12 protein-coding genes, 1 rRNA gene and 1 other annotated feature are annotated in these 14326 nt (G+C 38.9%); of the genes, 2 read left to right on the top strand and 11 right to left on the bottom strand.

Annotation, left to right across the window (positions count from 1 at the left end; genetic code table 11):
* The 3 genes from WBG45_RS01195 to WBG45_RS01185 all read right to left on the bottom strand — a co-directional run.
* A partial coding sequence (locus WBG45_RS01195; protein WP_424411969.1) for a deoxynucleoside kinase occupies nt 1–668 on the bottom strand: 668 nt, incomplete at its 3' end.
* A complete protein-coding gene (locus WBG45_RS01190) occupies nt 665–1303 on the bottom strand; it encodes a deoxynucleoside kinase (protein WP_424411968.1) in 639 nt (212 codons plus the stop codon). The genes WBG45_RS01190 and WBG45_RS01195, both read right to left, overlap by 4 nt.
* A gap of 111 nt (nt 1304–1414) precedes the next feature.
* Complete coding sequence (locus WBG45_RS01185; protein WP_424411967.1) at nt 1415–2551, bottom strand: glycosyl hydrolase family 18 protein; 1137 nt, start codon at nt 2549–2551, stop codon at nt 1415–1417.
* Between the two features lie 85 nt (nt 2552–2636).
* On the opposite strand from WBG45_RS01185, the gene tadA reads away from it, so the two are divergent.
* Nucleotides 2637–3122 carry a tRNA adenosine(34) deaminase TadA gene (gene tadA / locus WBG45_RS01180; protein ID WP_424411966.1) on the top strand — a complete coding sequence of 162 codons (486 nt, stop codon included), beginning with the start codon at nt 2637–2639 and terminating at the stop codon, nt 3120–3122.
* A gap of 125 nt (nt 3123–3247) precedes the next feature.
* Here tadA and serS read toward each other — a convergent pair whose 3' ends face one another.
* The 4 genes from serS to pdxS form a co-directional block, all read right to left on the bottom strand.
* Nucleotides 3248–4525 carry a serine--tRNA ligase gene (serS, locus tag WBG45_RS01175; RefSeq protein ID WP_424411965.1) on the bottom strand — a complete coding sequence of 426 codons (1278 nt, stop codon included), beginning with the start codon at nt 4523–4525 and terminating at the stop codon, nt 3248–3250.
* 102 nt (nt 4526–4627) lie between these two features.
* Nucleotides 4628–4842: a binding site (T-box leader), on the bottom strand.
* A gap of 133 nt (nt 4843–4975) precedes the next feature.
* Nucleotides 4976–6637, bottom strand: a complete 1662-nt coding sequence (locus WBG45_RS01170; RefSeq protein ID WP_424411964.1) for a M4 family metallopeptidase — start codon at nt 6635–6637, stop codon at nt 4976–4978.
* Nucleotides 6638–7275: 638 nt separating this feature from the next.
* Complete coding sequence (gene pdxT / locus WBG45_RS01165; RefSeq protein ID WP_424411963.1) at nt 7276–7860, bottom strand: pyridoxal 5'-phosphate synthase glutaminase subunit PdxT; 585 nt, start codon at nt 7858–7860, stop codon at nt 7276–7278.
* Nucleotide 7861: 1 nt separating this feature from the next.
* Nucleotides 7862–8752 carry a pyridoxal 5'-phosphate synthase lyase subunit PdxS gene (gene pdxS / locus WBG45_RS01160; RefSeq protein ID WP_424411962.1) on the bottom strand — a complete coding sequence of 297 codons (891 nt, stop codon included), beginning with the start codon at nt 8750–8752 and terminating at the stop codon, nt 7862–7864.
* Between the two features lie 105 nt (nt 8753–8857).
* Between pdxS and WBG45_RS01155 the strand changes: the two genes are divergently transcribed.
* Nucleotides 8858–10267 carry a PLP-dependent aminotransferase family protein gene (locus WBG45_RS01155; RefSeq protein ID WP_424411961.1) on the top strand — a complete coding sequence of 470 codons (1410 nt, stop codon included), beginning with the start codon at nt 8858–8860 and terminating at the stop codon, nt 10265–10267.
* Between the two features lie 34 nt (nt 10268–10301).
* Here WBG45_RS01155 and WBG45_RS01150 read toward each other — a convergent pair whose 3' ends face one another.
* From WBG45_RS01150 to rrf, 4 genes are all read right to left on the bottom strand, one after another.
* The gene (locus tag WBG45_RS01150) at nt 10302–11660 is read right to left on the bottom strand and encodes a serine hydrolase (RefSeq protein ID WP_424411960.1); all 1359 of its coding nucleotides are present in this window, start codon (nt 11658–11660) and stop codon (nt 10302–10304) included.
* Nucleotides 11661–11805: 145 nt separating this feature from the next.
* Entirely contained in the window at nt 11806–13269 is a 1464-nt protein-coding gene (gene guaB, locus WBG45_RS01145) for an IMP dehydrogenase (RefSeq protein ID WP_024536298.1), read from the bottom strand.
* Nucleotides 13270–13374: 105 nt separating this feature from the next.
* Entirely contained in the window at nt 13375–13851 is a 477-nt protein-coding gene (locus WBG45_RS01140) for a glutathione peroxidase (protein ID WP_424411959.1), read from the bottom strand.
* A 356-nt stretch (nt 13852–14207) separates the two neighbouring features.
* Nucleotides 14208–14323, bottom strand: a 5S ribosomal RNA gene (gene rrf, locus WBG45_RS01135).
* Nucleotides 14324–14326: the final 3 nt, after the last annotated feature.

Below are 14326 nucleotides of genomic sequence, written 5' to 3'. Positions count from 1 at the left end.
TATTTACGTAATACTGCAGTTTGTTGGATAAAATGACCAACACGTTCTACAACTTGTTCAACAGTATCTGGATTTTTCATTAAATCGTAATCATTGATATTCAAACGTAGCACTGGGCAAGCATTGAATGTATTAATCCAGTTTTCATAACGCTCATGCATTTCATACCAGTACTCTACTGGTGTAGATTGTTCCATTGGACGTCCACGCTCTTGAATACGACCTAAAATATCTTCAATAGATCCATCTAAATAGATGAGTAAATCTGGGTGTGGGAAATAAGGCGTCATAACCATAGCATCAAAGAGACTCGTGTAAGTTTCGTAATCTGTTAGGTTCATTGTGCCTTTTTCAACATGCATTTTAGCAAAGATGCCAGTATCTTCATAAATAGAACGGTCTTGAATAAATCCACCACCGTACTCAAAAATACGTTTTTGTTCTTTAAAGCGCTCAGCTAAGAAATAAATTTGTAAATGAAAGCTCCATTTTTCAAAGTCGTCATAAAAACGATCCAAGTATGGGTTTGCATCAACCTTTTCAAAAGATGTACGGAAGTTTAGTGCCTCTGCAAGTGCTTTAGTCATCGTTGATTTCCCAACACCAACTGTTCCAGCTATTGTAATGACGGCATTTTGAGGGATGCCATATTTTTCACGTAAGTTCATACATGGAGACTCCTTTGTTGTAGCGTTTCATCTACTTTTTTTAAGATCCAATTTAAATCAGATTCATTTTCAACAAAATCCATTTCGTCTCCATTAAAACGAAGAACCGGTATTTCTGGATGTGTTTCTTCAAAATGTTGAATAAACGTTTGATAATCATCAGAAAGTTGTTTCATATAATCTGCACTTATCATTTTTTCAAATTCACGACCGCGTAGTGCGATGCGTTTCATTAATGTATCTAAACTTGCATGTAAGTATATAACCATATTCGGTTTAGGCATATCTTGTGTCAAAATACGATATATAGATTCATATTTTACATATTCTTCTGCCGGGAGTGTGCGTTTCGCGAAAATTAAGTTCTTAAAGATGTGATAATCTGCCACAACAGGTTCACTCTTTGCAATATACTTCTTTTGAATATCACTTAACTGTTTGTAGCGATTGCAAAGGAAAAACATTTCTGTCTGGAAACTCCACTCTTCGATATCTTCGTAAAACTTATTTAAAAATGGATTTTCATCCACAATTTCTTTTAAAAGCTGAAAGTTATTTGCGTCAGCAATGGCCTTGGATAGTGACGTCTTTCCAACACCAATCGGGCCTTCAACCGTGATAAATGGAATCGGCATTAGAATCCTCCTACTAGTTCTCAAAAATCGTTCAATGCTCCCTATTCTATCACAGCTTGAAAATGAAAAACAGAGCTAAACCACTTTTCCAAAGAGGAAAAGGGTTTAGCTCTATCTTTTTTTGACTTTAAACGTTTCATTTAGAAGAGTCCAATTTTGCGGGAATTTAAAGCCCATGTGCCAGTAGCTGATCCCTCTTAATCCCAATTCTTTAATCAAATTAAATTTTGCTTGAATGGATCGTGCATCTTCGAACCATACCACATGCTCTTTGCCGTCTCGCCAGTAATTGAAATATGGTGCTTGGGCTGTAGTATCGTACAGAATTGCAGCATTACGTTCGCGTGCTAACTCGATTCCACGTTGTGGACTTATGGCTTGTGCTTGTGGATTTCCTGGTTTATAAGGTAATGTCCAATCATAACCATACAAATTTTGACCCATCAGAATTTTTGATCCTGGCATTTCTGTCAGAGCGTATTCCAACACTTGTCTCACTGGTCCTATAGGCGACACAGCCATTGGAGGACCCCCACTATAGCCCCATTCATATGTCATAATCACAACAAAGTCGACTACTTCAGCAATTTGTTTGTAGTCGTGCCCTTCATACCATTTTCCTTTTTGAGTAGCAGAAGTTTTAGGAGCAAGAGCAGCGGATAATGTATATCCAGTCGCAGCTGCTTTTACACGTTTTAAAAAATCAACATACGCTTGTCGGTCTTCACTTCGTAAATATTCAAAGTCAAAATGAATATCTTTGGCATTTTTAGCTTTTGCTTCAGCTAAGATATTTGCAATTAACTTATCTTGCACGTCTTGGCTGGCAAAAATCTCTTGAGCTAAAGTATCACTAAATGCACCGTCTTCAATGTTCGATACGACAATTGCCGAGATAATATTCTCATCAGCTGCAATCTTATCTAGACCTCCCCAGTTTAAAGGGACCAAGGAGCCGTCACGCTTTACATCATATGAAAAAGGCATCATATAAGTTAGCAAAGGTCCTCTTTTTTTCACTTCATCTAACAGAGTTTGGGATGGAGCATCTGTGTAATACTCAACATACCCGTTAGAATCAATCGTTGGTCGATTGGGATTTGGTGTTCCCGGTATTATGATTGTTTGACCAACCACTAACACATCTGGATTATCTAGTTCATTAACCTGAGTTAGTGTTGCAGTCGTTGTATTATACTCTTTGGCAATCGAAAATAGGCTATCCCCTGATTCCACTACATAAATCATCTAAAACCTCCTTGTTCCACATCTCTTTTATGCTATGCGTAGATCATTCAAAACATGCTACACTTAAATCAAGGAGCGATGCATGATGGATGTATTTAAAAAAGATCAAACCTATATGGTAGAAGCATTAGTTGAAGCAGAAAAAGCAGCTGCATTAGGAGAAGTTCCTATTGGCGCAGTTATCGTGTATCAAGATGAAATCATTGCACGTGCACATAATCTACGCGAAATCACCCAAAATGCAACGACCCATGCAGAACTACTAGCTATACAACAAGCTTGTGCTAAAGTTGGAAGTTGGCGTTTAGAAAACATGACTCTTTATGTCACACTTGAACCTTGCCCTATGTGTGCTGGAGCAATTTTACAATCCCGCATCCCACGTGTAGTTTATGGGGCACGTGATGTAAAAGCTGGTTGTGTAGATTCACTCTATCGCTTGCTCAATGACTCGAGATTTAACCATGAATGTGAAGTAACTGAAGGCATTTTAGCTGATGAGTGCGGCGGTATCCTTACTCGATTTTTCCGCAATCTGCGCGAACAAAAAAAGAACCGGAAACGAACTTAAATCTAAGTTCATTTCCGGTTTTCTTTTATTTAGGCTAATAATCGTGGATAAAAACAAACGAGTACATTCATACCTTACGTGGCGAAAATGTATGAAAGAGCCTTTATTTAAGTGGAACTTCCACTCTATTTACTGATGACTTCTTTTCCACCCATGTAAGGACGTAGTACTTCAGGAATGATAACAGAACCATCTTCTTGTTGGTAGTTTTCTAAGATGGCTGCAACTGTTCTTCCTAGTGCTAATCCACTACCATTTAAAGTATGCACAAATTCCGGTTTAGCATTCGGTTCACGACGGAAACGAATGTTGGCACGACGCGCTTGGAAATCCTCGAAGTTACTGCAAGAAGAAATCTCACGATATACACCTTGAGCTGGAATCCATACTTCGATATCGTATTTTTTGGCAGCTGTAAAGCCTAAATCTGCGGTACACATTTTTAATACACGGTAAGGCAATCCCAATAACTGTAGAACTTTTTCTGCATGTCCTGTCAATTTCTCTAGTTCATTGTAAGAGTCATCTGGATTTACAAAACGAACAAGTTCCACTTTGTTGAATTGATGTTGACGAATCAATCCACGTGTATCGCGTCCTGCAGAGCCCGCTTCAGAACGGAAACACGCACTGTATGCTGCAAATCCTTGTGGCAAAGCGTCTTTTGTTAAAATCTCATCACGATAGAAGTTCGTTACAGTTACTTCAGACGTTGGTATCAAGAAGAAATCTTCTTTTTCAATTAAAAATGCATCTTCCTCAAACTTCGGCAATTGACCTGTGCCTGTAAGGCTTGCTCGGTTCGCTAAATATGGGGGCAACATTTCTTCGTAACCATGTTCATCCGTATGAAGATCAATCATAAAGTTCATCAAAGCACGTTCTAAACGAGCTCCTAACCCACGGTAAAACACAAATCGGCTACCTGTCGTTTTAGCAGCACGTTCGAAATCGATAATATTTAAATCTGTTCCAAGATCCCAGTGTGGTTTTGGTTCAAAATCAAATTCACGAATTTCTCCCCATACGCGGTCTTCTACGTTATCATCTTCAGAATCCCCAACCGGCACGCTGTCGTGTGGAATATTTGGCAAACGCATCATCATATCATCGAACTTCTCTTCAACTTCACGAAGTTCATTATCTAGGACTTTGATTTCATCGCCCACTTGGCGCATACGCACGATAACATCATCGGCATTTTCTTTATTACGCTTCAATACCGCGACTTTTTCTGAAGCTTCATTGCGTTCCGCTTTTAATACTTCAGCTTTCCCTATTAGTTCGCGACGCTTTGAATCCAGTTCTGTAAATTGGTCAAAGTTCCCTAAATCTTCTCCACGTTTTTCAAGTTTTTCTTTAATTTCTTCGTAATTGGCTCTAACGCGTTTAACATCTAACATGTGGTTTCCTCCTTAGATTATAGCGATGACAGGCGTTTGAACAACCCGCTATGAGCAGCGTTTACAGATTTCAGACAACAAAAAAAGCCCTCAATCCCCTTGGAAAGGGACGAGAGCTACCCGCGTTGCCACCCTGATTGATTTGTCCATACGAACAAATCCACTTGTCTCATAACGGCTTTTCAACCGGCTACAACTTACTAACTTTCAGTTGCGCAACTCCAGGACGGATTCACAAGGGTTTTTACCGACTTCCACCACCCGTCGGCTCTCTAGAAAAAACTGAACTTGTTACTACTTCCCATCATCGTTTCATATGTGAAATTAACCATACTTTACTACAGGCTTTGAGATTTGGCAAGTTGTCTTGCAAGAAAAAGACAACATCAGCTTGTCCTCTAAAGGAACAAGCTGATGTCTTTGCATTATTTGATTTCTCATAATTTCAGATTAATTCACGCCAACAGCTGTAAATGCTGCTTTTACGCTTGCTACTTCACTGCTACTTGCACCGTAAAGGTCTGTTGCCGCTTGGACAGATGCTACACGATATTGCGCAAACGTTGAATTAGGTGTTAAATACTGTGTTAAAGTACGGTAGAAAATTTTACCCATTTTGTCATTACCGATTCCCGCTACGCTGACACCATAATGTGTGCCACCGTTAGATAACAAGTAAGCAGCTTTATTGCTGATTCCAGAGTTAATATGAACCCCACCGTAATCGCCTGTACCTGTGTAGCGAACAGAATAATGATCAGGATCCCCTTGTGTTGTTGGATCGGCCATAGAACGTAGAGCATCTCCAGCTGTACCAGGAGTATAGATATCTTCTCCAATTAACCAATCTGGATTGTTATTAAAATGATATTCTGTTAATGTTCCAAAAATATCAGACATCGATTCATTGATTGCACCAGATTCATTTTGATAGACTAGATCCGCAGTAGTATCCGTAACCGCATGTGTCAATTCGTGCGCAATAACATCAAGTGCTCCTGATAATGGAATGAAAGTAGAACCGTCTCCGTCACCATATACCATTTGTGACCCACTCCAAAAGGCATTATTGTAATTACGACCGTAATGCACCGTAGAAATTAATTGTGCGCCATTGCCATCATAGCTATTCCGGTTATGGACATTTTTATAATAATCATATGTTTGTGAAGCGTATGCATGAGCATCTACAGCAGGAGCATCAAAAGCTGCATTTAATACATTATCAGCATCCAACCAAAGAGTACCCGGTGTTTGTGTGCGATTTTTACCGTTATAGGTAAAGATTCCGTTCCCACGTGTACGATCCACTAGATACGAACCATTGCTGTTCGTCACTGTATTGAATGATTTTGTATCACCTAATACGCCTTTCCCTGTTCCTACTGTGTTTGTTCCTGTAGGAGAAGTAACGCCCTGAGATCCTTTTGCTTCGTGAAGTTGATTATATGAATTTAGTATTTTGCCTGTTTGGGCATCAACAAAATATTGATAATTACCTGGTTCAGGAGATAAAAACTCGAACTCTACTGCATAGGCAAATTTAGCTTCTCCATCTTTTGCATAAACCACGAATTCAGGTTTAGCTTCATGCTCAAGTACTGGGGCTTGTCCAACTTTTTTTGCTAAATCTGCTGAAGCTGTATTTAGAGCGTCTGCACGACTGATTTCCGCACCACTTTTTAGTGCTTGTTTTTTATCAAGGTCAGAAGCTACTTCACCAGAAACAGCTGTTAACACACCATTGCTATCAACATGAGCTGTCACAACTGATCCGAAAACTGGTACACCTTTATAAATTTGTTGTAATCTCACATTCGTAAACCCAAGTTCATCTTTTGATTGCGCTACTACTTTGAAACTTGAAGAAGGATCATTACTAAATTTATAGATTCCTTGTTTTTGTGCTAAATATCCAAATACGATTTCTTTTGCTGATTTTTGTGATGGCGCCGTTAGTTTACCAGAAATGAAGTCGGGTGCCTTACTTTTTTGATTTACGTGTATTTTTTCAGAACTCGCACTATTTGGTGCGGCACTAACTGGTGCCATGGCTGCAGATAAGGCAACCATTGCTGCTAAACTTAGACTCACTACTTTTTTCTTCTTCACTCAACTTCACTCCTTGGTTTCTGAAAATTCCGAACTCGTCCGGGTAATTAGTATTCTATCTTTTTTACTATTCAGAATATATAGGAAACTATAACTGTTTTTATTTGGCTATATGCGGGTTTATTTTCCTGTAATACCAATTTAAATTTTTTCAATAAAATAGGCTAAAGTAGCCCTCCTTCCAGAATAAGTGAACCTAATGATTTAATTATCAATCCAGTACCCCCCTGCAATACTCCTACCTAATTAGGTTATACTTCCAATTATTACAAATTCCTAGTTTCTCTTAATTTTTAATTCTTTTCTTCGATTAGTAACTAGTAAATTCAAATATGAAACTCTAAGTAAATAATGAATCGATTTATTATGAGAAAAGAGTAGGAAAGGTAGCGAGATATATATAACTTCCCATTATTTTTAAGAAAAAAATACGCTGATTAAATAAGGCTATCAGTTATTAGATAGTTTGATTTAAACAGCGTATTCTGCTTTTTGTTACATCTTAGTGCTTTAAAAAAATCCAGAATCCAAGGTGATTAAGTCTATCTGAAGCTAATCCATTGTCAGAAGATTAATGAATGCAAACTCTTCAAGTTATAGTACAAAAGAAAAAACCTGCACAATGGCAGGCTTGGATGTTACGCATTTTGAATAAAACTTTCAACTAATTGAACAAAGTAAGCTGTAACACGATGATCATCTGTTAACTCTGGATGGAATGAACACCCAAGGTATTGTCCATGTTGGGCCATCACAATTCGCCCATTATGTTCACAAATTATAGTAGTTTTTGGACCGACCTCAGTGATATGAGGAGCACGTATAAAAATAGCTGGAAAATCTTCTGCTATACCTTTAATTGAAAGATGAGCTTCGAAACTATCGACTTGACGACCAAATGAGTTTCGTTCAACCGTCACGTCCATTACACCAATATGAGGTTGATCGTAGCCCACTAGTGATTCAGCAAGCAAAATAAGTCCTGCGCAGGTGCCAAACATCGGATGTCCCGCTTTTGCAAATGTACGTAAAGGCTCCATCATCCCATATAAATCAATAAGGCGACGCATCGTTGTACTTTCACCACCCGGTAAAATAAGACCATCAATTCCAGTCAAATCCTCCGCATGTTTCACAACGACTGCTTGTGCTCCGCTCGCTTCAATCGACTTGATGTGTTCCCGAACAGCTCCTTGTAAAGCTAGTACGCCTATTTTCACCATCTTATAATACTCGATCCTGCATACGATCTTTCGCTTCTAAACGAGAAATTTCAATACCTTTCATCGGAACGCCAAGGTCCTTTGAAATTTCAACAAGTAATTTATAGTCTTGGTAATGTGTAGTCGCTTCAACAATTGCACGTGCAAATTTAGCTGGATTATCCGATTTAAAAATACCAGATCCCACAAATACACCGTCTGCTCCAAGCTCCATCATTAGGGCTGCATCTGCTGGAGTTGCTACGCCCCCTGCTGCGAAGTTTACTACTGGAAGTCTACCTAAGTGTTTAATTTCAAGTAATACATGGTAAGGTGCGCCTAAAATTTTCGCTTCTGTCATTAATTCATCATCATTCATATGAATAATTTTACGTACTTGACCATTCAATTTTCGTAAATGACGAACAGCTTCTACGATGTTCCCAGTACCGGGTTCACCTTTTGTACGAAGCATTGAAGCTCCTTCACCAATTCGACGAGCTGCTTCACCTAAATCTTTGTTCCCACAAACAAAAGGAACTGTGAAATTACTTTTAATTAAATGAAACTCTTCATCTGCCGGTGTTAACACTTCTGATTCATCAATATAGTCTACGCCCATTGCTTCTAACATTCTTGCTTCAGAAATATGTCCGATACGAGCTTTCGCCATAACTGGAATTGTTACCGCATTCATTACTTCTTCTGTAATCCGTGGATCTGCCATACGAGCTACGCCACCTGCAGCACGAATATCAGATGGTACACGTTCTAAAGCCATTACTGCTACTGCTCCTGCTGCTTCAGCAATACGAGCTTGTTCTGCATTGATAACGTCCATGATGACGCCACCTTTTTGCATTTCTGCCATACCACGTTTCACTCGATCTGTACCTGTAATTTGTTGAGTCATTGTAAATAGCCTCCATTTCATCTATGATGATTAGTATAATGCAGTATGACCATATTAAAAGTGTCAGTTTCTCACTTTTTAAGAAGGTCAGTCAGGAGTATTACGATGAACATGTGGTTAACTCAGATTGATAAATCTTCTTCAACTCCCCTTTATGAACAACTTTATCGCGAAATGAAAGAACGTATAATTCGCGGTGATTTAGCTGTTGGCACAAAGTTACCATCTAAACGAAAGCTCGCTGAATTTCTAGCCATTAGCCAAACAACGATTGAACTTGCTTACGGTCAACTTGTTGCTGAAGGCTTTATTACATCAGTCGCACGAAGTGGTTACTTTGTTGAGCAAGTAGAAGAACTTGCTTATGTGGAAGAGGTTCGAGAAGAACTAATACAAGCAGAATCAGTAAAGCGCAAGTACAGCATTGATTTTAACTCGGGTCGAATTGATACGAACGCCTTCCCTTTTAATCAATGGAGGAAGTATGCAAAAGACATCCTAGATGAAACATCACGAGATTTATTATTGCTAGGCCATCCTCAAGGAGACCTTGAATTAAGACAAGAAATTGCCAGTTACATTTACTCATCACGTGGTGTCCTGTGCACGGCTCAACAAGTTGTAATTGGATCAGGAACCGAACAGTTGATGCCACTGCTTATCCGCCTTCTCGGCAAACAAGCCATATACGCGATTGAAAATCCTGGCTATCCTATGACTCATCATATATTCGCCAATAATGATAGAAACACCTTACCTGTCTCTGTAGACGAAGAAGGCATGAAAGTGTCCGAACTGGAAAATCTGCCAGCAACTGTTGCCTATGTTACACCCTCTCACCAGTTCCCTACAGGCGCTATATTATCCGCTTCTAGACGAGTCCAACTGCTGAACTGGGCATCTAACGAAGACGGACGCTATATCATCGAAGATGATTATGACAGTGAGTTTCGCTATGTAGGTAAACCGATTCCCTCTCTTCAAGGAATGGATCAGCGTGAACGCGTCATCTATATTAGTACGTTTTCTAAATCATTGATGCCGTCCTTACGCATAGCCTATTTTGTTTTACCCATACAATTATTACACGCGTATCGCCGTACATTTCCGTACTACTCTTCAACAGTGCCAAGACTCGATCAACATGTTCTTGCACAGTTCATGCAAGATGGACATTTCTCTAAACATTTAAATCGAATGCGAAAATTATATCGGAAAAAACTCGAAAAATTAACGCGTGCCTTAGATGACTATAAACCAACTGTTCTTATATCAGGTGAACAAGCTGGCATGCATATTGTGTTGACAGTTGATAGTGAATCGACTGACCGTGAGTTAGTTGAAATGGCTAAGCAAGCCGATATTCGAGTCTACGCATTGTCTGAGTACCATCAAGCATCTGAAAGCATGTATAGCAAACCTCAAGTATTAATCGGCTTCGGAGGGTTTGTTGAAGCAGAGATAGAGCCTGCTATAGAAGCTTTAATGAATGCTTGGAACATCAAAAAACCGTAATTTCTTCAAATGAAGAAATTACGGTTTTTCGTTATTAAAATAGTCCACCGACAAAGTCAGTTGCGCCACTCCAGAGATTTCCAAAGAAATGTCCAACTGCTTGTAATCCTAGGGAAAACCAGTTTGCACGCTCAACAGCTTCTGTCGTCACTACTTCAGCTGATTTTTTTGTGCCATTGATATATCCATAATCAGTTCCTTCAGACTTAACAAGTTCTACATGACCAATCACTTCATCTTTTTTAATAGCAGCTTCTACAGAGCCATCTTTTACTTTTTTCTCATCTAGCACTAACTTAGGAGTATATAACTCTTTTTCACTAGATTTGATGACCATTTCAATCGGCTCTTTTACAGTAATGCCGACTTTGTCTTCTTTTCCTTTAATTACATCAATATCTTTTTGTTTTTTAAATTCATATCCACCTGGGACAATTTCTTCTTTTTTAAATTGGGCAAAACCATAATTGAACAACGCAGCTGTGGCATCAAAACGTGCTTTATAAGATCCAACACCTTCGCTATCAACAGCCTTCATAACGACAGCAATCACACGAAGACCATCTTTTTCGGCTGTTCCAGTGAAACAATGACCTGCGAAATCTGTTGTTCCAGTTTTTAATCCATCAACTTTAGCACCTTTATATGCATAAACAAGTTCCGGAAGCATGAAATTCCAGTTATCCATTTTAATTGCATCTGTTGTTCCCTCACGGAATATTTTTGAAGGGATACTTGTCGTTTCAAGTACTTGTGGGTAGTCTTTCATTAATTGGAAAGCCAATTTCGCAACTGACTTTGCCGGCATTACGTTTTCATCTTTTTCCTCAGTACCTTGAGGATGCATACCTTGTAAATCAGCATTACTTAAGCCAGTCGAGTTCACAAATTTATAATCAACTAAGCCTAATTCTTCTGCTTTTTTGTTCATCATGTTCACGAACTCAGACTCTGTTCCAGCAATTGTTTCTGCAATCGCTATTGTTGCAGCATTAGCAGAGTATATCGCCATAGCTTCATACAACTCTTGAATGCTATAAGAACCATCTTGACGAAGTGGTACATTACTTAAACGACGATCTTGTGATATTTTGTACGTGTAATCTGTTACTGAGTATTGTTGATCCCATGTAACTTGTCCTTTTTCAATTGCTTCAAACAACAAGTACTCTGTCATCATTTTTGTCATACTTGCTATCCCTAAAGCTGTATCTGCATTCTTTTCATATAAAATCTTTCCTGTATCCGCGTCAATTAATATCGCACCATCAACATTTAACTTTAAACTCTCTTCAGCAGCGTCTGTAGAAACCGGTTGTGTAACAACCATGCTTACCATCAGAACTGGAAGGAGTAACCAGCGCACTAGCGCTTTGTTCCATGCACTCTTCACTTCTAGAACCTCCGCCATTCTCTTTTTAAATTTTTTCCCTTGCTCATTTTATCATAACAAAATGGAATTTGGGACGCTCTATGAAAAAAGCACCCATTCTGCCTAAGAAAAAGACACAGAATAGGTGCTAAAGTTTCGGTTTTTGTCAAATTGAGTAGTTTGGAGATTCTTTTGTAATTTGAACATCATGTGGATGGCTCTCACGAAGTCCTGCACCTGTCATGCGAATGAACTGTGAGTTCTCGCGAAGAACTTGTAAATCTTTTGTTCCACAGTATCCCATACCTGCACGTATTCCGCCCATAAGTTGATGGATTGTATCTGACAGTGGACCTTTATAAGGAAGACGTCCTTCAATTCCCTCAGGAACTAATTTTTTAGCATCGTCTTGGAAATATCGATCTTTCGAACCTTTTTCCATCGCTCCGATAGAACCCATTCCACGATACACTTTAAATTGACGTCCTTGGAAGATTTCTGTATCTCCAGGACTTTCTGAAGTACCCGCTAGTAAACTTCCTAACATAACTACATGCCCACCAGCAGCTAGGGCTTTTACGATATCTCCAGAATACTTAATCCCACCGTCTGCAATAATAGATTTGCCATGTTTTCTTGCTTCTGTCGCACAATCATAGATGGCTGTAATTTGTGGAACCCCAACCCCTGCAACTACACGTGTCGTACAAATTGACCCTGGACCGATCCCTACTTTAACAACATCAGCACCTGCATTAAATAATGCAGCCGTTGCTTCAGCCGTTGCCACGTTTCCTGCAATGATATCCAAGTCAGGATATACTTTACGAATCGCACTCACGGTATCAAGAACACCTTGTGAATGACCGTGAGCAGTATCGATCACAATTACATCCACATGCGCTTTAACAAGATGCTCAACACGCTTCATTGTATCTGAAGTGACACCAACTGCTGCACCCACTAATAAACGACCATGATGATCTTTCGCAGCATTAGGGAATTCAATCACTTTTTCAATATCTTTAATTGTAATTAACCCTTTTAGAACTCCATTTTCATCAACAATTGGAAGCTTTTCAATTTTATATTGTTGCAAAATCTTCTCAGCATCTGCAAGAGTTGTGCCAACTGAAGCTGTAACTAATTCTTCTTTAGTCATAACATCTTCAATTGCTAGTGAATAATCTTGAATAAAACGAAGATCACGGTTAGTGATAATCCCAACCAACTTCAATTCTTCTTCATTATTTACAATGGGTACACCCGAAATACGGTATTTTCCCATTAAATGTTCAGCATCGTAAACTTGATGAGTAGGAGTAAGGAAAAATGGATCAGTTATAACGCCATTTTCAGAACGCTTTACTGTAACTACTTGCTCTGCTTGTTCTTCAATGCTCATATTTTTATGAATGATACCAAGACCGCCTTGACGAGCCATCGCAATCGCCATAGAAGCTTCAGTTACAGTATCCATTCCTGCACTTATTACCGGAATATTTAACTTTACCTTTGACGTCAACTGAACAGATAAACTCACATCTTTCGGTAATATATCCGACTTCGCTGGTACAAGTAATACATCATCAAACGTTAAGCCTTCTTTGACAAATTTTGATTCCCACATAATCTCTAACTCCTCCTATGTCCTCATGAATATTATTGATAAGGTTATCAGCGGCTACTGAGACTGTCAAGGAACAGGTAATAAGTAAGATTATTCGGATTTTTCTTAAATATATTGTAACAAATCATCCTCAATTTTCTTAGGAGATGACTGAGGAGCGTAGCGTTTTACCACTTGCCCATCAGGATCAACCAAAAACTTTGTGAAATTCCACTTTATATCTTCGGTTAAAAGACCTTTTTTCTGAGAAACTAAGTATTGAAATAATGGATGAGCATTTTCCCCTTTCACATCAATCTTTTGAAACATTGGAAAAGATACTCCATAATTTAGTTGGCAAAATTCCATAGTTTCATTCATATCACTATATTCTTGATCACTGAACTGCCCACAAGGGAACCCTAATACGACAAGTCCTTGATCTTTATATTCTTCATGCAATTCTTGTAACTCTTGAAACTGATTGGCAAAGCCACATTTACTAGCAGTATTTACGATAATCATTGGATGCTCTTTATATGTACTTAATGAAACTTCTTCTCCATTTGCTTTGGTTGCAGTGAATTCATATATTTTACTCATAAATAAACTCCCTTTCTGTTTGTAGGTTATGATATTAACATATCGAGTTCCATTAAAATGTACAAGTAATTGGATTGGTCTCCTCTCCAAACAGCACATTGATAGATTTTTGATAGAGTAGCCTGGGGGCTTCTCGTTTCTCGCGTATGAAATACGCTCCGAGACTCGCCCCCTTGTTTCCTCGAACTCTTTGTTCCTCCTCTTTCTCGCACACCTTCGACTAATTAGTAAATAATAAACACAAAAAATCAGTACCTTTCGGTACCGGTTCTGTTCTTCCTCTTTCACATACTTTTGAATCAATAAAAAACCACACAAAAAAACCGATACCTTTTAACAGGTACCGGTTTCTATTTGCCTAGCGACGTCCTACTCTTGCAGGGGGAGACCCCCAACTACCATCGGCGCTAAAGAGCTTAACTTCCGTGTTCGGTATGGGAACGGGTGTGACCTCTTTGCCATTATCACTAGACTT

The sequence above is a fragment of the Paenisporosarcina sp. genome (assembly GCF_049671445.1).
In the GTDB taxonomy this organism is placed as follows: domain Bacteria; phylum Bacillota; class Bacilli; order Bacillales_A; family Planococcaceae; genus Paenisporosarcina.
The sequence above is the reverse complement of the archived record's forward strand: the minus strand, read 5'-3'. Positions and strand labels throughout refer to the sequence as shown.

Coding starts and splice junctions, on each gene's coding strand:
- WBG45_RS01190 (WP_424411968.1), bottom strand. CDS start 1,303: ATGCCGATTCCATTTATCACGGTTGAAGGCCCGATTGGTGTTGGAAAG.
- WBG45_RS01185 (WP_424411967.1), bottom strand. CDS start 2,551: ATGATTTATGTAGTGGAATCAGGGGATAGCCTATTTTCGATTGCCAAA.
- tadA (WP_424411966.1), top strand. CDS start 2,637: ATGGATGTATTTAAAAAAGATCAAACCTATATGGTAGAAGCATTAGTT.
- serS (WP_424411965.1), bottom strand. CDS start 4,525: ATGTTAGATGTTAAACGCGTTAGAGCCAATTACGAAGAAATTAAAGAA.
- pdxT (WP_424411963.1), bottom strand. CDS start 7,860: ATGGTGAAAATAGGCGTACTAGCTTTACAAGGAGCTGTTCGGGAACAC.
- pdxS (WP_424411962.1), bottom strand. CDS start 8,752: ATGACTCAACAAATTACAGGTACAGATCGAGTGAAACGTGGTATGGCA.
- WBG45_RS01155 (WP_424411961.1), top strand. CDS start 8,858: ATGAACATGTGGTTAACTCAGATTGATAAATCTTCTTCAACTCCCCTT.
- guaB (WP_024536298.1), bottom strand. CDS start 13,269: ATGTGGGAATCAAAATTTGTCAAAGAAGGCTTAACGTTTGATGATGTA.
- WBG45_RS01140 (WP_424411959.1), bottom strand. CDS start 13,851: ATGAGTAAAATATATGAATTCACTGCAACCAAAGCAAATGGAGAAGAA.